The sequence below is a fragment of the Galenea microaerophila genome, assembly GCF_054657255.1.
In genome coordinates this window covers 828959-847113 of sequence record NZ_BAAHWZ010000001.1, presented here as the reverse complement: position 1 = coordinate 847113, position 18155 = coordinate 828959, and the positions used below count along the sequence as shown (strand labels likewise).

Genomic DNA, 18155 nt, shown 5'->3' with positions numbered 1-18155 from the left:
ATAATTTTATTTTTTACGATCGAGGCCCAGTTTTCTGGGTCTCTTTAAAAGAGTCTTTTAAAGATGACAAAATCTGAACTTATTGAATTGATTGCGAGAAAGCAACTTCAGTTTACACAAAAAGATGTTGAACTTGCCGTCAATCAGATCATTGATTCAATGATTGAAAGTTTGGCTGCAGGTGAACGAATTGAGATTCGCGGTTTTGGCAGTTTCAGTCTCCATCATCGAAAAGCGCGAATGGGTCGCAACCCAAAAACAGGAGAGAAAGTGGCTCTGCCTGCAAAGCGAGTCCCACATTTCAAACCTGGAAAAGCTTTGCGTGAAAGAGTGGATGCTGCTAAAGAAACCACAGAGATTATTGAATAATTCGTTTTGACTTGATAAAAAAGCCACCTTAGGGTGGCTTTTTTCTTAGACATTAATGAAAATCTGCTCGGTCAATTTGCGTTAAAATATCCTTTCACTCAGATATAAGAAGCGTGAATTTTATGCTTAAGCTCATTTCAATCTTAATCGCCATTCTGTTTATCCTATTGGGTCTCATTTTAGGATTGCTCAACCCGCATGAAGTCCTATTTGATGGCTACTTCTTTCGCGGACAGTACCCACTCTCCTTGTTGTTGGCATTCAGCTTTATTTTAGGCATGCTCATCACCGCATTTATTTTTTCCTCGCAGCTCATCGCTTGCAAATGGCGTTTAGCCAAACAGAAAAAAGCCTTAGATCGTGCTGAAGCGAAAATTGTAGACCTCAACGCCCAACAGCTAATGAAAAAAGCAGAATCACATTCACAGCAAGATGAAAATTTGCCAGAATCCCCAGTCCTGCCAGATAAGAAGAGTTAAAAAATGGTTGAAAATGATGCAAAAATTGATCCTAAAGTCATTGTCGCTCTAGATTTTGACAACGCACAACAAGCCTTAGCGTTTGTTGAACCGCTTACCCCAGATTTATGTAAACTCAAAGTCGGTAAAGAGCTCTTTGCGGTCGCCGGTCCTGCTTTAGTCGAAAAATTGGTGGCCAAAGGGTTTGATGTCTTTTTAGATTTAAAGTATCACGATATTCCTAATACAGTTGCCAAAGCGTGCCAAGCGGCGGCCAAGCTGGGGGTTTGGATGCTTAATGTGCATGCACTGGGTGGGCGAAGAATGATGATGCAAGCAAAAGAGGCCATTTCCACCTGTGAACATCAGCCCTTGTTGATTGCCGTGACCATTTTGACCAGCCATTCGGATGAAGAACTGCATGAAATCGGTTTGCAAGGCACAGCACAAGAAAATGTCCTGCGCTTAGCTCAATTGGCCGAAGCCTCAGGTTTAGATGGCGTGGTCTGTTCTGCGCAAGAAGCCGAAGCTTTACGAACAATCGTAACCCCAGAATTTCAATTAGTGACCCCAGGTATTCGTCCAGCAAATGCAGCCTTGGGAGATCAAACACGGGTGATGACACCAGAAAAAGCCATCCAAGCCGGCGCAAACTATTTGGTGATTGGCCGTCCGATTACACAGTCTGAAAACCCTATCGAAACGCTAAAAGCGATTAATGCGACCCTCTAAATAATATAGTAACAGGTGCTTTTTTAATTCAAGGTCTTCCCCACGCCCGTGGGGGTGTTTCTGTGTGGGCGGCATTTTTTGCCTGTGTATCACTTATGCAAAGGCATTAGGTTTACTTTATAATGTTCCCCTATTTGAATGATTAAAGGCCGAGGTAAGCCATGGGTTGGTTTAAGCGCTATTTGGTTGCTGGTTTGTTGGTGTGGCTTCCGCTTGGAGTGACGATTGCTGCATTGATTTTTCTAGTGAACTTGTTTGACCAAAGTTTGCTATTACTGCCTGAGCATTTGCGGCCTGAAACATGGTTAGGTTTTCGGGTTCCAGGGTTAGGTATTATTCTCTCATTGGGAATTATTTTGCTCACCGGAATGTTTGTGGCCAATTTTTTGGGCAACCGGATCATGCGCATTTGGGAGAATATTTTGTCCCGTATCCCTTTGGTGCGTTCCATCTATTCTGCGGTGAAGCAGATTGCCGAAGCGGTTTTGGGATCAGGTTCGCAAACCTTTCAAAAAGCGTTTTTGATTCAATATCCACGAAATGGCTTATGGACCTTAGCCTTTCAGACCAGTGAGACGCAAGGCGAAGCCCAATATAAGACAGGGTTAAATGAGGTCGTTAATCTCTTTGTCCCGACGACACCGAACCCAACTTCTGGCTTTTTTATTATGGCATCCAAAAATGAGATTATTGAGCTTGAGATGCCAGTCGATGATGCCTTGAAAATGGTGATCTCGGGTGGGGTTGTGGTACCAGATTGGCACACTCATGTCGCAAAATTAACGCATGAAGCGGAGACGCTTTCTGAACAAACAAAAAATCAGTAAAAAATATTTTAAAAAATAGCTATAAAAAGGTAAATAAACAGATGCGCACACACTATTGTGGAGAAGTTACAGAAAAACTTTTAGATCAAACTGTCACCGTGGCAGGTTGGGTTCACCGTCGCCGAGATCATGGGGGCGTGATTTTTATTGATCTTCGAGATCGTGAAGGTTTAGTGCAAGTGGTGGTGAATCCGGACACAGCGGAAATTTTTGCTAAGGCCGAGCGTCTGCGCGTAGAGTGTGTGCTAAAAGTGACTGGATTGGTGCGTGAGCGTCCTGAAGGGACGGTAAACCCCAATATGAAAACAGGGCAGATCGAGATTCTCGCACAAGATTTAGAGGTCTTAAGTATGGCGGAACCGATTCCTTTCCAACTGGATGATAAGCACATTTCAGAAGAGGTGCGTTTAAAATACCGCTATATTGACCTGCGTAGAGATGAGATGCGTGAAGCCATGTTGTTGCGCTACAAGGTAACGCGTTCCATGCGTCGTTATTTAGATGACCATGGCTTTATCGATATGGAAACGCCCATCTTAACCAAATCCACACCTGAAGGGGCACGGGATTATTTGGTGCCAAGCCGCACACATCCCAATAAGTTTTTTGCATTGCCGCAGTCGCCTCAGCTGTTTAAACAACTCCTGATGATGTCTGGTTTTGATCGTTACTATCAGATCACTCGCTGTTTCCGGGATGAAGATTTGCGTGCCGATCGTCAGCCAGAGTTTACCCAATTGGATATTGAGACTTCTTTCCTCGATGAAAATGGGGTGATGGCACTGATGGAAGGGCTGACGAAAACCATCTTTAAAGAGGGAATTGGCGTCGAGTTTAAAGACGATTTCCCAAGAATGCCTTATGCAGAGGCGATTCGACGTTTTGGGATTGATCGCCCCGATCTGCGCATTCCTTTGGAGTTAGTGGATGTGGCGGATCTGTTGCAAGACATTGAGTTTAAGGTGTTTGCAGGCCCAGCTAAGGATCCGAAAGGGCGTGTGGCAGCATTAAAAGTGCCCGGTGGCGCCAAACTGACGCGTAAAGAGATTGATGAATACACCAAGTTTGTGGGTATCTATGGTGCCAAAGGGTTGGCCTATATTAAGGTGAACGATATTGCCGCTGGCTTAGAGGGATTGCAGTCACCGATTGTGAAATTCTTCCCTGATCAAGTGATGGAAATTATGCAGCGCGTGGGCGCAGAAGATGGGGATATTGTCTTCTTTGGTGCAGATAAAGCGAAGGTGGTGAATGAAGCCTTAGGGGCTTTGCGAGTGAAGATTGGTGAAGATTTAGGCCTGATCACGCAAAAATGGGCACCGGTTTGGGTTGTGGATTTCCCAATGTTTGAAGAAGATGAAAAAACAGCGCGAATGACCGCCATCCATCACCCCTTTACGCAGCCAAAAGCGACCACAGAAGAGATTTTGAACCACAAAAACCCAGAACAGATGCTGTCTCGAGCCTATGATTTGGTGATTAATGGCATTGAAGTGGGCGGGGGATCTGAGCGGATTCATGACACTCATATGCAAGCGGCCGTGTTTAAATTGTTAGGCATTTCTGACGAGGAAGCTGAAGATAAGTTTGGTTTCTTATTAGAAGCCTTAAAGTATGGTTGTCCACCGCATGCTGGAATGGCATTTGGTTTGGATCGTTTGGTAATGCTCATGGCAGAACGCGACTCTATTCGTGATGTGATTGCTTTCCCGAAAACACAATCGGCAGCATGTCCATTGACCGAAGCGCCAGGTGAAGTGAGCAATGAGCAGTTGAAAGAGTTAGGCCTGCGTTTTCGCAAAGGATTGGAGCAAGCTTAATGTCTCAGGATACAGCGTCGTTAGCCGAGCGTTTACCGAAATCGCTGCAGAGCCGGATTGACCAATTGGCGCAATCGGCGAAAACAGCGCCTTGGTTAACGGCATCGCAAAAAGCAGAGCTTAAGCAGAAGATTAAGCAGCTGTTAAAGCAGAAAAATGCAAAATTGGTGGCGCATTACTATGTGGATGATGAGCTGCAAGCCTTAGCTGAAGAGACCGGTGGTAAGGTGGCGGACTCACTCGAGATGGCCAACTTTGGCGCGCAGGCTGATGCTGAAATGTTAGTGGTGTGCGGCGTGCGCTTTATGGGGGAGACGGCTAAGATTCTCTCTCCAGAAAAGCGGATTTTAATGCCGGATTTAGAGGCGACCTGTTCGTTGGATTTAAGCTGTCCTGCGGATGAATTTGCTCAGTTCTGCGCTCAATATCCTGAACATCAAGTGGTGGTGTATGCCAATACCAGTGCGGAAGTGAAGGCGGTTGCTGATTGGGTGGTCACTTCAGGCAATGCTTTGCAAATTGTCTCTCATCTCAAAGAGCAAGGACAAAAAATTATTTGGGCGCCGGATCGTCATTTGGGGCACTGGATTGAAAAAGAGACGGGCATTGAGATGATTCGCTGGCAGGGGCACTGTATTGTGCACGATGAATTTGAGACTTTTGAACTGGAGCAGCTGATAGCGAAACATCCAGATGCGAAAGTTTTGGTGCACCCTGAGTCACCGGCAAAGGTGATTGAATTGGCAGATGTGGTCGGCTCAACCCGCGTGATGATCGATGCGGTGCAGAATTTGCCCGATGAGAAATTTATTGTGGCAACCGATTATGGCATTTTTTACAAAATGCAGCAGCTGGCGCCAGAAAAACAGTTGATTGTGGCCCCGACGGGCAGCAAAGAAAAACAGTGTCTGAGTTGTGCACACTGTCCTTGGATGGCGATGAACAGTTTGGAAAATCTGGCGGCTTGTTTAGAACAGGAAACAGGGGAAATTCTGCTTGAGGAAAGTGTCCGGCAAAAAGCCGAGGCATCCATTCAGAGAATGTTGGATTTTTCGCGTCAACAAGGGTTGATTTCTGCCGCCCCAAAATAGGCAGGACTGGGGATTTTGGCATTTTTTGACGGTTTTTTGGAGAGGTTTTGGCGCAACTGCAACGCATTTTAGGCATTGACCCCGGTTCACGCAAAACTGGCTTTGGGGTGATTGAATCGGGTCGCTATCATCCGCGTTATTTAGTCAGTGGGGTGATTCGGGTTGAGAAGCTTGAAGGGGCCGAGCGGTTAAAAAATATTTTTCAATCCATTTTACAGATTATCGAGCAGTATCAGCCTAACGTTATGGCAATCGAAAAAGTGTTTGTCCATAAAAACCCCAATAGTGCCATTGTATTAGGGCAAGCGCGTGGCGTCATTCTCTGTGCGGCGGCGTTGAAAGAGATCCCGATTATGGAGTACACGCCCACCCAAATTAAGAATACCATTGTCGGTCGAGGACATGCGAATAAGCAACAGATTCAATATATGGTGCAAAATCTATTAAAATTGACCGAATCTCCCCAAGAGGATGCCGCCGACGCTTTGGCCTGCGCCCTCTGTCATGATCGCTATCTGACTTTGGGCATTGATCCCGCTCGTTTAAAGAAAGGAACGCATTTTTAATGATTGGTTTTTTACGCGGACAGCTGGTCAGTAAACAGCCGCCGCTGCTATTGCTTGATGTCAACGGCGTGGGGTATGAGGTGGAAGCGCCAATGAGCACGTTTTACCAATTGGCGCAACAAGCTTCGCCTGACCAAGAGGTGGTGATCTTAACCCATATGCATGTCCGCGAAGATGCGATGCTGCTCTATGGATTTGCCACAGAAGAAGAGCGTCAGCTGTTTCGCCTGTTGCTTAAGGTGAATGGGGTAGGCGCCAAAATGGCACTTGCCATCCTTTCTTCAATGTCAGTGGTTGAATTTTGCGGCTATGTCATGCAAGATGACATTGTGAGTTTAACGCGTATCCCTGGGGTGGGGAAAAAGACCGCTGAACGGCTGCTGATTGAGATGCGGGATAAATTAAAAGATGACACACTTCTGCAACAAGCGGCCGATACAATACCCTCTGAAAATCCAGTGGTTGAAATGGACACGCGTCAGCAGCAGAATCAGATTGCAGAATCCGCTTTGGCGGCTTTAATCTCCCTAGGCTATACGGCGAAACAGGCAGAATCGCTGTTAAATGGCATTGACATAGAAGGCCTGACACTGGAAGTCGTGATTAAACAAGCGCTGCAGCAGGTGAAGCTGACATGATTGAAACAGATCGTATCGTCGGCAATTTGGAGACCGAAGAAGATATGTATGCGGCGCCCTCAGTGCGCCCTAATCATATTGAAGAGTATATCGGGCAAACCAAAGTGCGCGAACAGCTGTCGATGGCCATTTATGCAGCAAAAATGCGCAAAGAGCATTTAGATCATGTGCTGCTTTATGGCCCGCCGGGATTGGGCAAGACAACGCTGGCCAATATTATCGCCCATGAGATGGGGGTCAAGTTGCGGCAAACTTCTGGACCGGTCATTGAGCGTCCTGGCGATTTGGCTGCGATTTTGACGCGCCTAGAGCCGAATGATGTGCTGTTTATTGATGAAATTCATCGATTGAGCCCGATCGTGGAAGAGGTGCTCTATCCAGCGATGGAGGATTTTCAGCTGGATATTGTGATCGGGGAAGGGCCCGCTGCGCAGAGTGTGAAAATTGATCTGCCGCCCTTTACTTTGGTGGGTGCGACCACGCGAGCAGGTTTGTTGACTTCACCCTTGAGAGACCGTTTTGGGATCGTGCAGCGGCTGGAGTTTTATTCAGTGGAAGAATTGACCCAAATCGTGCAAAGATCGGCGTTGATTTTAGGGATTGAAGCCGAAGAAAAAGGCGCGGAAGAGGTGGCACGTCGTTCACGGGGCACACCACGGATCGCCAATCGTCTCTTGCGCCGGGTACGAGACTATGCGCAAGTGAAAGGCGATGGCGTGATTACGCAGCCGATCGCCGCCCAAGCATTAGATATGCTTGAAGTGGACACATTGGGCTTGGATAAGATGGATCGACGCATGATGTCTTTGATGATCGAAAAATTTGCGGGTGGGCCGGTCGGTATTGAAAGTTTGGCGACGGCACTGGGCGAAGAGCGAGGCACGATTGAGGATGTGATTGAACCTTTTTTAGTGCAGCATGGGTTTTTAATGCGTACGCCGCGAGGTCGTATTGCCACCCCACACGCCTATCAACATTTAGGATTGAAATTACCGGATGGAAAGGAAACGATTGAATGAATGAAATAAATATACTGCAGATTCTTTTACAAGCCAGCCCCGTGGTTCAGGCGGTGATTGTTTTGTTATTACTCATGTCCATTTTGGCTTGGACAATTGCTTTTGCCAAACGGGCGCAAATTCGTAAGGCGACTAAACAAGCGGAGAAATTTCAAGAGCGATTTGATTTAGCAGATGACTTAACGCAACTTTACTATGACATTCATCAGCAAACCCCTAAAAATAAAAGCATGGAAAAACTGTTTGAAGCCGGTTACCAAGAATTTGTGCGGCTGAAAAAACAGGGGGTCTGTGATATTAATGACTTGCTGGCAGGTACGCAAAGAGCAATTAAAGTGGCCTTTTCTAAAGAGGCGGAACGGTTAGAAGCGCAGCTGCCGACTTTGGCGACAATCGGTTCTTCAGCGCCCTATATTGGTCTATTTGGCACCGTCTGGGGCGTTATGCACGCTTTTTTGTCCTTGGGGAATATCCAACATGCCACGTTGGCCGCAGTCGCCCCTGGGATTGCAGAGGCCTTGATTGCCACAGCCGTCGGTCTTTTTGCAGCGATTCCAGCGGTGATCGCTTACAACCATTTGAGCAGTCAGGCAGATAAGGTGTTAGGACAGTATGAAATCTTTGCAGATGGCTTTTTATCTGTATTGCAACGCCAAGCGCATCTGCTTTCCAAACCCAGTGATGCGGCATAAAGGTTGACTCTATGAATCAATCAGGTTTTCGTCGTCAAACTTTGGGGCGCAAAAAATTGATGGCTGAGATTAATGTTGTGCCCTATATTGATGTCACATTGGTGTTATTGATTATCTTCATGGTGACAGCGCCAATTGTGCAGCAAGCGGTCACCGTTGATCTACCCCAAACCCCGACCGTCAAAAAACAAACGAAGCAAACAGCGGCGGAGCCTTTTATTATTACGGTGACCAAAGAGGGGCTTTATAGAACCAGTGAGGCGCCGAATGTTGTGATTAATCAGAGGGAGTTGGCAAAGTTGGTCGCTGAAACCATGGCGCGTGCACAACTGAACCCTGAACAGCCCATCTATATTCAAGGCGATAAGGCTGCACCTTATGGTAAGGTAGTGCATTTATTTACCTTGTTAAAAGCTAATGGGGTGACTCAAGTCTCGTTATTAACGGAGCCGGAATCATGATCCGTTTTATTTTGCAGCACCCTTTTGCATTTTTAGCGGCCTTGTTGTTGCATGTGGGCATTGTGGGTTTATTTGTCTGGCAAACAAAGACGGAAAAGCCCACAGTGGTTGGTTTGAATTCATCCCCAAAGCCCTTGACGGCGCCTGTTCATGCCCCTCAAAATCGTAAAAATACGCCGACTTTAGAGGAACCGATGCACACGTTTACGGTTGATCAGGATTTGGTTCAGCAGCAGATTACCCGGATTAAAAAAGAGCAAGCAGAAAAGCTGGCAAAACAGAAAGCCTTAGCCCAACAAGCGGAAAAAGAACGAAGACGATTAGCAGAGCTTAAAAAACGTCAGGCATTAGAGAAGCGTAAAGCAGAATTAGCGCGTAAACAGGCGGAGGAAGCAAAACGAAAATTAGCTTTGGCGAAGAAAAAAGCTGAAGAAGAGAAGAAACGCACGGAGGCTGAACGACGTAAGGCCTTAGAAGCCAAAAAATTGGCAGAGTTGGAGAAACAGAAAGCTGAGGCTTTAAAAAAGAAAGCTGCTGAAGCCAAGCGTAAAGCAGAATTGGCCGCCAAAGAACGGGAAAAAGCAAAAAAAGAGGCGCAGCGTCTGTTAGCAGAAGCCAAGAAAAAACGCGCTTTGGAAGAGGCGAAGAAAAAAGCTTTGGAAGCTGAGATCAAACGTAAAGCGGAAGAGAAGAAGAAATTAGAGCAAGCTGCTATTTTAGCTAAATTGCAACAGGAACAGGCAGCAGAGGAGGCCGCACTTCAGAGGCAAATGGAAGAAGAAGCGGCGAAACGGCGTGAAGCAGAGAGACAGAAACAGTTAGAAAGTTTGCGTCAGGCCTATATTTCAGCGATTAGAGCAAAGGTACAAGAAAATTGGCGAACGGCAGCGAAGATTTCGGACAAAGCTCAGTGTGATCTGTACATCACGCAAACCCCCTCAGGGTATGTGAGTAGTGTCAAAGTAGAAAATTGTAATCGCTATGCTTCACCACAATTTAAAAAGGCAGCAAAAGATGCGGTCTATCGTGCTCAGCCTCTGCCGCTTCCACCAGAAAAAGAATTGTTTGAACGAAATATTCGTTTTGTGTTTAAACCCTAGAGAGTCTTATGATTAAAAACAACTTAATAAAAAAACTATGGTTAACGCTGGCTTTTCTGCTTGTTGCGAAAATGGCTCAAGCGACTTTGACCATTGAAATCAATGACAGCTATGAAAATGCCGTGCCCATCGGGGTTGTGCCTTTTGAGTGGCAAGGCCTTAAGCCTAACGAACCTCTACCTGAAACCATCAGTGAGGTTGTGGGCAATGATTTGCGTCGCAGTGGTAAATTTAAACCGATTGCCGAAGAGAACTTGCCGCAAATTCCCCATCGATTGGCGGATATCGACTATTCAGCTTGGCGAAGTTTGGATGTCGATAATATTTTGATTGGCAAAATTAAAGAAGAGTCGCCAGGTTTTTATCAAGTAGAGATGCGCTTTGTCGATATTCTGCGCAAACAGCAGGTAATGGGCAAACGTTGGAACCATGTGCCTCAAAAACTGTTGCGGCGTGTGGCTCATCAGATAAGCGATCTTCTTTATCAAGAGCTCACGGGTGTCAAAGGCGCCTTTAATACCCAAATCGCCTATGTGGTGTTAAAAAAAGTCGGCGGACGGAAAGTGTATACACTCAATGTTGCGGATGCGGATGGCGCGAATGAACAGCCGATTCTTATTTCAAATGAGCCGATTATGTCGCCCGCTTGGTCGCCGGATGGGAAAAAGTTAGCCTATGTTTCTTTTGAAAACGGCCGCTCAGAAATCTTTATGCAGACCTTAGATGGTCAACAGAGAGTGAAGCTGGCTGGCTTTAAAGGGATTAATGGGGCACCGGCGTTTTCACCTGATGGCAAGCAGTTGGCGCTGACCTTATCAAAAGATGGCAGTGCCGATATCTACTTAATGGATTTGAAAACCCGAAAAATTACACGTCGTGTCACGCGTCATTGGGCAATTGAGACTGAGGCCGTATGGGCACCCAGTGGACATTCACTGTTCTTTAATTCAGATCGACGGAGTCAACCACAAGTTTTTCAAGGGTTTCTAGATACTGGAGAAACGCGTCGTGTGACCTTTGATGGGCGCTATAATGCGAATCCAGTGGTTTCACCTGATGGACGTTATTTGGCCATGGTGCATGCGCCAGGTGGGGAAGGATTCCATATTGGATTGTTAGATCTGTTTACGAATGATTTTAAGGTCTTAACCCATACCCAACTGGATGAATCCCCAACCTTTGCGCCAAATGGTGAAATGATTTTGTATGCGATGAATAAACATGGCAAAGGGGAATTGGCGGTAGTCGACATTGATGGAAAAGCTTCAACTACGCTCAGTGTGAAGGATGGAGAGGTTCGGGAACCCGCTTGGGGACCTTACCTTAAATAAATGATAAGGAAGAAGAGTAGATGAAATTGCAGAAAATTTTAAATTGGCGTCACCCTATTTATGTGCTATCCGTCCTAGGGCTGTCTTTCTTTTTGACAGCTTGTGTTGGGGAAAAAAATGTAAAACCGGATGAATCCAGACAAATGGAAGAGCAGTCGACAGAACAACAAGCACCGAAAAAAAATAAATGGCGATATGTTCAGCCGGATAAAGAAACACAAGATAAAGTTAAAGTCTTAGGTATCCAATCGGAGGAGCCGATGCCTGAAGGTACGGAACTGAAAACTGTCGATTTAAGCTCCGAGGAAGAACAAAGCGCAGAAAAATCAAAACAAGAGAGGGCTATCGAGTTTGAACCGGTGGTTTATTTTGATTATGATCAGAATGCTTTATCAGATGAAGCCATTCAAACTGTTCGTTATTATGCACAAATCTTATTGGATGAGCCGATGAAGCGAGTTAAATTATTGGGGCACACAGATGAGCGCGGAACGCCCGAATATAACTTAGCTTTAGGTGAACGGCGAGCCAAAGCGGTGCAAGAAGTGATGATGACTTTTGGGGTTGAGCCGGATCGCTTTGAAGTGATCAGCTATGGAGAAGAGAAGCCTGCGGTAGAAGGACATGATGAAGCGGCGTGGGCCAAAAATCGTCGTGTTGAAATTGTGATCTATTAATGAATCGTCTTATGAAAATCGTATTAAAACGCTTAAAATTGGTTGTGATGGTCTCTTTGTTGGGCGTGATCTCCTCTGTACAGGCAGTCACCACCACCGAGTTAGACCACCGTTTGCAGCGGCTGGAAAAAATGGCTGAAAATCCCATCTATCTGAAATTGATGCGCCGACTTGAAACGCAAGAAAAAGAGGTACAGCGTTTGCAAGATCGTATGGATCGGCTGGTGTATCAGGTGGATCTTCTCAAAAAACAAGCGGATAAACGATATACAGAAAACGACGATCGTCTCAGTCAACTAGAGGCGGCACTCAAGCAAATTCAATCTCAACTGCAGTCGATAAAAGAAGAGAGGTTGCCATTAGGTGTTGAGCCAAAATCGGACACGCCATCGGCTGATGTCAGTTCCGTAGCGACCCCTTTACCGAAGCCAGCAGAAAAAGCGGTTAAAGCAGCAAAGGCGCCATTAAGCCCGTTATCTCCATCTAAAGAAAAACCGGTTCAGACGCATTTCCCGACCGATCAAGAGAAGCAAGCGTATAAGGCTGCTTTTGCTTTAATTAAAGAGGGCAAGTACCAAGAAGCGACTCAAGCATTGACAACTTTTGTCAAACAGTACCCTAATAGTAAATTAGCGGCCAATGCTGCCTATTGGTTGGGTGAGGTCAGTCTGTTGCAAAAACAGAATGCGCAGGCTTTGAAGGCGTTTGATCAGGTGTTGAATCGCTATCCAAATAGTTTAAAGGTGCCGGATGCGATGCTTCGAAAAGCGGATACTTTAGTGTTGATGGGGAAAATGGAAGAGGCGAAAAAGCTTTATCAACAAGTCGCGAAACAGTATCCGAATTCTCGAGCCGCCAAAAGCGTGCAAAAGCGTTTAAAAATTTTAGCCGATACCATCGCTGAAAAAGCGCAGGAGGCTTCCTCAACCCAAACTCAAAAAGCCGCTTCCAACAAAGGCGCTGCCAAATGAGCGAAATGAGCGGTCAGAAGCCTGCTGTGATCTTGCTGTCTGGTGGTTTAGATTCCGCGACGGTGTTAGCCATTGCTAAATCACAAGGTTTTGAATGTCATACGATGGCGTTTGACTATGGTCAACGTCATCGTTCAGAATTGAATGCTTCAGCCAAATTGGCGCAAGCGATGGGCGCCAAAACCCATCGCGTGATGAGAGTCGATATGCGAAATATTGGCGGCTCGGCGCTAACGGATAATGAGATTGCCGTACCCACCACAGGTGTCGAAGATGAGATTCCGGTCACCTATGTGCCCGCTAGGAATACCATTTTTCTTTCTTATGGTCTGGCTTTGGCAGAGGTCTTAAGCGCAGATGATATTTTTATTGGTGTCAATGCCGTTGATTATTCAGGGTACCCAGATTGTCGACCTGAATATATTGAAGCTTTTGAAAAAATGGCCAATTTGGCGACTAAGCGCGCCATTGAAGGGCATCCTTTAAAAATCCAAACGCCTTTGATTCACCTTAGCAAAGCGCAGATTATTCAAAAAGGCTTAGCATTAGGCGTGGATTACAGTTTGACGGTCTCTTGTTATCAAGCAAATGACGCTGGGGAGGCGTGCGGCGTTTGTGACTCCTGTCGCTTGAGAAAGCAAGGCTTTGAACAAGCGGGTATTCAGGATCCAACACGCTATCAGAACAGTCTGACGGCGAAAGTTTAATTTTTTTTTAGAAAAAAGCTTGCGCTCAAAAGTTACGACTGTATAATACGCACCCATCGCTGAGCGCACTAATACAAGGGTCGTTAGCTCAGCTGGTAGAGCAGTTGGCTTTTAACCAATTGGTCGCGCGTTCGAATCGCGCACGACCCACCATATTCTAAAACCCTGTCTTTTTAGCCAGGGTTTTTTATTGCCTATTATTTATCGGCGGTTTCAACGTCAACGGATTTTTCATCAGCCGTTGTTTCTTGATTTTCCAAAGGGGGCAAGCCCAGTTGCTGTCTTCTAAAGGCTTCAAACCCTTTTTGTACGAGATCAAATGTTTTGTGGTAGTTGTCAGCGATTTCACCGTCAAACACTTTGAGCTCTTTAAGAATGGATTGCGCTTCAGAAAAGCCTTTTTTAACCCCATTACCGACGAGCTCTAAGAATGAATTGATGCGCTTTTCGCCTGAGAGTTCAGGATGATTTTTTTGATAGTCATCTAAAAATCCAGTTGCCCCTTGTACAATACGCTGTGCTACATTTTCGGGTGACCAGTAGTCAATGCCCCCTTGTTTTTTAAGCTTCTCTTCTGAGAGGGTATTTTTTTGACCGCTATCGGCTTCTAACCTTTCATTGAGCTTTTCAATGGCGAGTTGATAGGTGATTTTCAAGGCGCCTTCTTTTTGATCCTGACTATTTTCAAAAAAATGAGAGACAAAAACCGCTTGTTTTTCATTGCGAACCGTCACCTCTTTCAACTCAGCATGGTTAGTCTTTTGTGAAGCAGCAGACTGTTGTATTTGATAAGCTGAGAGAACTTGTTTTGAAATGGAGGTCGGTGTGATGGCCATAGCATACTCCTAATTATTGTAGGATGACTTATCTTTTATAATCGGCGAAAAAAGGATTTTCTTGAGCTTCATTAAGATGAAAATCCATCAAGAAAAAAAAGCAAAAAAGTGGTATGATTTTCCGATTAAATTGAAGGAAAAAATAGATGGAACTGGGTGCTATTTATCAAAAAATAAAAGACTACCAAGCACGCACCGATGTGCTGAGGGGGTATCTTTGACTATGAGGCTAAGCAAGAGCGTTTGACTGAAGTTGAGCGAGAGTTAGAAGATCCGAATATTTGGAACGAACCTGAAAAGGCTCAAGCATTAGCCAAAGAGAAGTCTCAATTAGAATTTGTAGTGTCGACCATTCAGAACCTGGATGATGGCCTGAGTTCAGCAAAAGAGCTGCTTGAGATGGCGGAGATGGATCAAGATCAAGAGATGGTCGATGAAGTGGTTTCTGAACTGGAAACCTTAGAAGCGCAGCTGGATAAATTGGAGTTTCAGCGCATGTTCAGCGGTGAGCTGGATGCGAATAATGCTTATTTAGAAATCCAAGCCGGCTCTGGCGGAACAGAAGCGCAAGACTGGGCCAATATGCTGTTACGCATGTATCTGCGGTGGGCGGACAGTCATGGTTTTAAAGCTGAAATTACAGAAATTTCACCTGGAGAAGTTGCCGGCATTAAAGGTGCGACCGTGCATATCCAAGGCGACTATGCGTATGGTTGGTTGAGAACAGAAACGGGCGTTCATCGTCTGGTGCGCAAATCCCCCTTTGATTCGGGCAATCGTCGTCACACTTCATTTGCTTCGGTGTTTGTGTCGCCTGAGATTGATGACAGTTTTGAAATCGATATTAATCCGGCTGATCTTAGGATTGATGTCTATCGTGCCAGTGGGGCAGGTGGACAGCATGTCAATAAAACCGATTCGGCAGTACGGATTACGCATCTTCCAACTAATACGGTGGTTCAATGTCAAAATGGGCGTTCACAGCATCAAAATAAAGCTGATGCGATGAAACAGTTGCGTGCAAAACTGTATGAATTGGAGATGATGAAGCGCAATGAGGAAAAGCAAGCGCTGGAGGATTCCAAATCTGATATTGGCTGGGGCAGTCAGATTCGTTCCTATGTGTTGGATTCAGGACGGATTAAAGATTTACGCACTGGTGTTGAGACCGGTAATACTCAAGCCGTGTTGGATGGGGATTTAGATCAATTTATTGAGGCCAGCTTAAAAGCGGGCATTGAAGCATAAAAGGCGAGAGAACAGATGACAGAGCAGAAAAAAAGTAGTCAGGCAGAAAAACAAGATGAGAATAAAATTATTGCAGAGCGGCGCGCTAAGTTACAAGCCCTGCGTGAACAAGGCAATGCGTATCCAAATACGTTTCGTCGTGATGCTTTAGCGGCGGATTTGCATCAAGAATTTGATGCTTTGAGCAAGGAAGCGCTTGAGCAGCAAGCCCCAGTTCGCGTTAAGGTGGCGGGTCGTATGATGATGCGTCGTATTATGGGAAAAGCCAGTTTTGCTACCTTGCAAGATATGACTGGCCGCATTCAAATTTATGTGCAACGCGATGACCTGCCTGAAGGTTTTTATAACCAGCAGTTTAAAAAATGGGATCTAGGGGATATTGTAGGGGTCGAAGGTTATCTGTTTAAGACCAATACAGGTGAGCTTTCAATTCACGTGGAAAACATTGAGTTAATCACCAAAGCACTGCGACCTTTACCTGATAAGTTCCACGGTTTACAAGATCAAGAAGTGCGCTATCGCCAGCGTTATCTCGATTTGATTGTGAACCAAGAGAGTCGTGAGACCTTTATTTTGCGTTCCAAAATTGTGCAGCATGTGCGGGACTTTTTAAACCGTAAAGGCTTTTTAGAAGTGGAAACGCCCATGATGCAAGTGATTCCTGGAGGTGCCACTGCAAAACCATTTATTACCCATCACAATGCACTGGATATGGAGCTCTATTTGCGTATTGCCCCCGAGCTCTATCTTAAGCGTTTGTTGGTGGGCGGCTTTGAGAAAGTATTTGAAATCAACCGCAATTTCCGTAATGAAGGCCTTTCAACTCGCCATAATCCGGAATTCACCATGGTTGAGTTTTATGAGGCGTATACCGATTATAAAACCTTGATGGATTACACCGAAGAGCTCCTTAAAGAGTTGGCAGAGCTTGCAGTGGGCGATACTAAGGTTCCTTATCAAGGACAAACATTTGATTTTGGCAAACCTTTTGCGCGTTTGACCATGAAAGAATCCATTTTGCAATACAACCCAGAAGTCAAAGCAGAAGAGTTGGAAAGCCTTGAAGGGGCACGCGCGGTGGCAGACCGTTTAGGAGTGCATTGGGAAGAGAGCTATGGCTTGGGCAAAGTGATGACAGAGATCTTTGAAACCACGGTGGAAGAGCGCCTAATGGATCCGACCTTTATTACCGAGTATCCAGCAGAAGTATCCCCTTTGGCACGCCGTAATGATGAAAACCCTTTTGTCACCGATCGCTTTGAACTCTTTATTGGTGGTCGTGAGCTTGCCAATGGTTTCTCAGAGTTGAATGATGCGGAAGACCAGGCTGAACGCTTTAAAGCGCAAGTCGCGGCCAAAGATGCCGGGGATGATGAAGCGATGCATTATGATGCCGATTACATCACCGCACTTGAGCATGGTATGCCGCCTGCTGCTGGGGAAGGCATCGGGATTGACCGTTTAGTGATGCTCTTCACCGATTCTCCTTCGATTCGGGATGTCTTGCTATTCCCGCACATGCGTCGAGCTGACTAGAGTTTAAAGCATAAATAGAAAAGGGCCTTTCAAAGGCCCTTTTTTTATATCTGCTTGAGATGAGTTATATTAGTTTAAAGTTTTGAGCAGTAGAGAAAGCTGACTGGCTGTCGTTTCTCCCATGGTCCCCATTAACTGTTTAAGCAAAGGTTTTTGGGTTTCAAAGGTGCGGCTGTGATTCACCTTGAGTACATTACGCATGACATAGCCGGTATCGCCTAAACCATCGACGAGTCCTTTCTGAATCCCTTCATCTCCAAGCCAAACAAGACCAGTAAAGAGGTTTGGATCATTGTCTAAGCGATCATCACGCCCTTTTTTCACGGTATTGATAAATTGTTGATGGGTACGTTCGAGGACATGTTTGCGGAAAAATTCACGCCCTTCTTCATCTTTTGGACCAAAAGGGTTAATAAAGGTTTTGTGTTTACCTGCGGTCATGGAACGGTTTTCAATGCCCAATTTTTCCATTAAGCCGGTAAAGCCAAAGCTGTCCATGCGCACGCCAATGGAACCGACAATAGAGCCTTTATTGGCATAGATTTTATCCGTCGCCGAAATAATGTAGTAACAGCCTGAAGCACACATATCTTCGACCACAGCATACACCGGTTTTTTATACAATTTTTTTAATCGAAAGATTTCATCATTAATCAGTGCAGATTGAACAGGGCTGCCGCCTGGAGAGTTGGCTTGAATAATGACACCTTTGGCATTTTGATCTTTAAAGGCGGCTTGCAAGAGGGGAATCATCTTTTCTGCACTGGCATCATTACCAGGCATAATGGTGCCTTCGAGCTTCACAATCGCTGCGTGAGGTTTGCTGTCAATCAATTCTGCCTCTGACAGTTCACCAAATTGTTGGGTGGTCATGATGAGTAACACCACGATATAGACAATAGCGGCAATTTTCAGTAGATTGGTCCAGCGACGGCTCCAGCGATCCTGTTTGAGATAGTTCTCTGCCAAGTCGGAGAGTTTCGCCAGATGGTCTGGGTTTTGAGTAGATTGTTTCGGGGGGTGTTCAGGAACGCCCCAGCCAGAATCAGAATTGTTATAATCGCTCATCTTTCACT

General features: G+C 45.6%; 20 protein-coding genes and 1 tRNA gene. 19 read left to right on the top strand and 2 right to left on the bottom strand.

The features are described from left to right. The first annotated feature begins 63 nt into the window (after positions 1-63). The 17 genes from ACYQ05_RS04135 to ACYQ05_RS04055 all read left to right on the top strand — a co-directional run bounded on the left by ACYQ05_RS04135 (position 64) and on the right by ACYQ05_RS04055 (position 13612). Positions 64-369: an integration host factor subunit beta gene (locus ACYQ05_RS04135; protein WP_459818597.1), complete on the top strand. Its 306-nt coding sequence runs from the start codon at positions 64-66 to the stop codon at positions 367-369. A gap of 122 nt (positions 370-491) precedes the next feature. Then, positions 492-848: a LapA family protein gene (locus ACYQ05_RS04130; RefSeq protein ID WP_459818595.1), complete on the top strand. Its 357-nt coding sequence runs from the start codon at positions 492-494 to the stop codon at positions 846-848. 3 nt (positions 849-851) lie between these two features. Beyond that, a complete protein-coding gene (gene pyrF, locus ACYQ05_RS04125; protein ID WP_459818593.1) occupies positions 852-1559 on the top strand; it encodes an orotidine-5'-phosphate decarboxylase in 708 nt (235 codons plus the stop codon). Positions 1560-1720: 161 nt separating this feature from the next. Further along, on the top strand, positions 1721-2386 hold the full coding sequence (locus tag ACYQ05_RS04120; RefSeq protein ID WP_459818591.1) for a DUF502 domain-containing protein: 666 nt from the start codon (positions 1721-1723) through the stop codon (positions 2384-2386). Positions 2387-2427: 41 nt separating this feature from the next. Further along, a complete protein-coding gene (aspS, locus tag ACYQ05_RS04115; protein ID WP_459818589.1) occupies positions 2428-4206 on the top strand; it encodes an aspartate--tRNA ligase in 1779 nt (592 codons plus the stop codon). Then, positions 4206-5297 carry a quinolinate synthase NadA gene (gene nadA, locus ACYQ05_RS04110; protein WP_459818588.1) on the top strand — a complete coding sequence of 364 codons (1092 nt, stop codon included), beginning with the start codon at positions 4206-4208 and terminating at the stop codon, positions 5295-5297. The genes aspS and nadA overlap by 1 nt, the downstream gene beginning before the upstream one ends. Positions 5298-5344: 47 nt before the next feature. Next, positions 5345-5863, top strand: coding sequence for a crossover junction endodeoxyribonuclease RuvC (gene ruvC / locus ACYQ05_RS04105; protein WP_459818586.1), 519 nt, complete (start codon positions 5345-5347; stop codon positions 5861-5863). Then, positions 5863-6501: a Holliday junction branch migration protein RuvA gene (gene ruvA, locus ACYQ05_RS04100; protein WP_459818584.1), complete on the top strand. Its 639-nt coding sequence runs from the start codon at positions 5863-5865 to the stop codon at positions 6499-6501. Before ruvC ends, ruvA begins: the two co-directional genes overlap by 1 nt. Further along, positions 6498-7520 (top strand): Holliday junction branch migration DNA helicase RuvB, encoded by a 1023-nt coding sequence (gene ruvB / locus ACYQ05_RS04095; RefSeq protein ID WP_459818582.1) that lies wholly within the window; start codon positions 6498-6500, stop codon positions 7518-7520. Before ruvA ends, ruvB begins: the two co-directional genes overlap by 4 nt. Then, positions 7517-8212 (top strand): protein TolQ, encoded by a 696-nt coding sequence (gene tolQ / locus ACYQ05_RS04090; RefSeq protein WP_459818580.1) that lies wholly within the window; start codon positions 7517-7519, stop codon positions 8210-8212. The genes ruvB and tolQ overlap by 4 nt, the downstream gene beginning before the upstream one ends. 11 nt (positions 8213-8223) lie before the next feature. After that, positions 8224-8673: an ExbD/TolR family protein gene (locus tag ACYQ05_RS04085; protein ID WP_459818578.1), complete on the top strand. Its 450-nt coding sequence runs from the start codon at positions 8224-8226 to the stop codon at positions 8671-8673. Next, a complete protein-coding gene (gene tolA, locus ACYQ05_RS04080) occupies positions 8670-9773 on the top strand; it encodes a cell envelope integrity protein TolA (RefSeq protein WP_459818576.1) in 1104 nt (367 codons plus the stop codon). Before ACYQ05_RS04085 ends, tolA begins: the two co-directional genes overlap by 4 nt. Before the next feature lie 8 nt (positions 9774-9781). Continuing rightward, positions 9782-11104, top strand: a complete 1323-nt coding sequence (gene tolB, locus ACYQ05_RS04075; RefSeq protein ID WP_459818574.1) for a Tol-Pal system beta propeller repeat protein TolB — start codon at positions 9782-9784, stop codon at positions 11102-11104. A gap of 20 nt (positions 11105-11124) precedes the next feature. After that, positions 11125-11781: a peptidoglycan-associated lipoprotein Pal gene (gene pal, locus ACYQ05_RS04070; RefSeq protein ID WP_459818572.1), complete on the top strand. Its 657-nt coding sequence runs from the start codon at positions 11125-11127 to the stop codon at positions 11779-11781. An 11-nt stretch (positions 11782-11792) separates the two neighbouring features. Beyond that, on the top strand, positions 11793-12752 hold the full coding sequence (gene ybgF / locus ACYQ05_RS04065) for a tol-pal system protein YbgF (RefSeq protein WP_459818570.1): 960 nt from the start codon (positions 11793-11795) through the stop codon (positions 12750-12752). Beyond that, on the top strand, positions 12749-13459 hold the full coding sequence (gene queC, locus ACYQ05_RS04060; RefSeq protein WP_459818569.1) for a 7-cyano-7-deazaguanine synthase QueC: 711 nt from the start codon (positions 12749-12751) through the stop codon (positions 13457-13459). Before ybgF ends, queC begins: the two co-directional genes overlap by 4 nt. Before the next feature lie 77 nt (positions 13460-13536). Beyond that, positions 13537-13612 (top strand) — tRNA-Lys (locus ACYQ05_RS04055). A 44-nt stretch (positions 13613-13656) separates the two neighbouring features. Here ACYQ05_RS04055 and ACYQ05_RS04050 read toward each other — a convergent pair. Next, the gene (locus ACYQ05_RS04050) at positions 13657-14295 is read right to left on the bottom strand and encodes a DUF5610 domain-containing protein (RefSeq protein ID WP_459818567.1); all 639 of its coding nucleotides are present in this window, start codon (positions 14293-14295) and stop codon (positions 13657-13659) included. A 146-nt stretch (positions 14296-14441) separates the two neighbouring features. Between ACYQ05_RS04050 and prfB the strand changes: the two genes are divergently transcribed. Both prfB and lysS read left to right on the top strand, forming a co-directional pair. Next, a protein-coding gene (gene prfB / locus ACYQ05_RS04045; RefSeq protein WP_459818565.1) for a peptide chain release factor 2 occupies positions 14442-15543 on the top strand; the annotation gives its coding sequence in 2 pieces (ribosomal slippage) (positions 14442-14513 and positions 14515-15543; 1101 coding nt in all). A gap of 15 nt (positions 15544-15558) precedes the next feature. Then, complete coding sequence (gene lysS, locus ACYQ05_RS04040; RefSeq protein ID WP_459818563.1) at positions 15559-17079, top strand: lysine--tRNA ligase; 1521 nt, start codon at positions 15559-15561, stop codon at positions 17077-17079. A 69-nt stretch (positions 17080-17148) separates the two neighbouring features. Here lysS and ACYQ05_RS04035 read toward each other — a convergent pair whose 3' ends face one another. Next, complete coding sequence (locus ACYQ05_RS04035; protein ID WP_459818561.1) at positions 17149-18147, bottom strand: S49 family peptidase; 999 nt, start codon at positions 18145-18147, stop codon at positions 17149-17151. Positions 18148-18155: the final 8 nt, after the last annotated feature.

Coding starts and splice junctions, on each gene's coding strand:
- ACYQ05_RS04135 (WP_459818597.1), top strand. CDS start 64: ATGACAAAATCTGAACTTATTGAATTGATTGCGAGAAAGCAACTTCAG.
- ACYQ05_RS04130 (WP_459818595.1), top strand. CDS start 492: ATGCTTAAGCTCATTTCAATCTTAATCGCCATTCTGTTTATCCTATTG.
- pyrF (WP_459818593.1), top strand. CDS start 852: ATGGTTGAAAATGATGCAAAAATTGATCCTAAAGTCATTGTCGCTCTA.
- ACYQ05_RS04120 (WP_459818591.1), top strand. CDS start 1,721: ATGGGTTGGTTTAAGCGCTATTTGGTTGCTGGTTTGTTGGTGTGGCTT.
- aspS (WP_459818589.1), top strand. CDS start 2,428: ATGCGCACACACTATTGTGGAGAAGTTACAGAAAAACTTTTAGATCAA.
- nadA (WP_459818588.1), top strand. CDS start 4,206: ATGTCTCAGGATACAGCGTCGTTAGCCGAGCGTTTACCGAAATCGCTG.
- ruvA (WP_459818584.1), top strand. CDS start 5,863: ATGATTGGTTTTTTACGCGGACAGCTGGTCAGTAAACAGCCGCCGCTG.
- ruvB (WP_459818582.1), top strand. CDS start 6,498: ATGATTGAAACAGATCGTATCGTCGGCAATTTGGAGACCGAAGAAGAT.
- tolQ (WP_459818580.1), top strand. CDS start 7,517: ATGAATGAAATAAATATACTGCAGATTCTTTTACAAGCCAGCCCCGTG.
- ACYQ05_RS04085 (WP_459818578.1), top strand. CDS start 8,224: ATGAATCAATCAGGTTTTCGTCGTCAAACTTTGGGGCGCAAAAAATTG.
- tolA (WP_459818576.1), top strand. CDS start 8,670: ATGATCCGTTTTATTTTGCAGCACCCTTTTGCATTTTTAGCGGCCTTG.
- tolB (WP_459818574.1), top strand. CDS start 9,782: ATGATTAAAAACAACTTAATAAAAAAACTATGGTTAACGCTGGCTTTT.
- pal (WP_459818572.1), top strand. CDS start 11,125: ATGAAATTGCAGAAAATTTTAAATTGGCGTCACCCTATTTATGTGCTA.
- ybgF (WP_459818570.1), top strand. CDS start 11,793: ATGAAAATCGTATTAAAACGCTTAAAATTGGTTGTGATGGTCTCTTTG.
- queC (WP_459818569.1), top strand. CDS start 12,749: ATGAGCGAAATGAGCGGTCAGAAGCCTGCTGTGATCTTGCTGTCTGGT.
- ACYQ05_RS04050 (WP_459818567.1), bottom strand. CDS start 14,295: ATGGCCATCACACCGACCTCCATTTCAAAACAAGTTCTCTCAGCTTAT.
- lysS (WP_459818563.1), top strand. CDS start 15,559: ATGACAGAGCAGAAAAAAAGTAGTCAGGCAGAAAAACAAGATGAGAAT.
- ACYQ05_RS04035 (WP_459818561.1), bottom strand. CDS start 18,147: ATGAGCGATTATAACAATTCTGATTCTGGCTGGGGCGTTCCTGAACAC.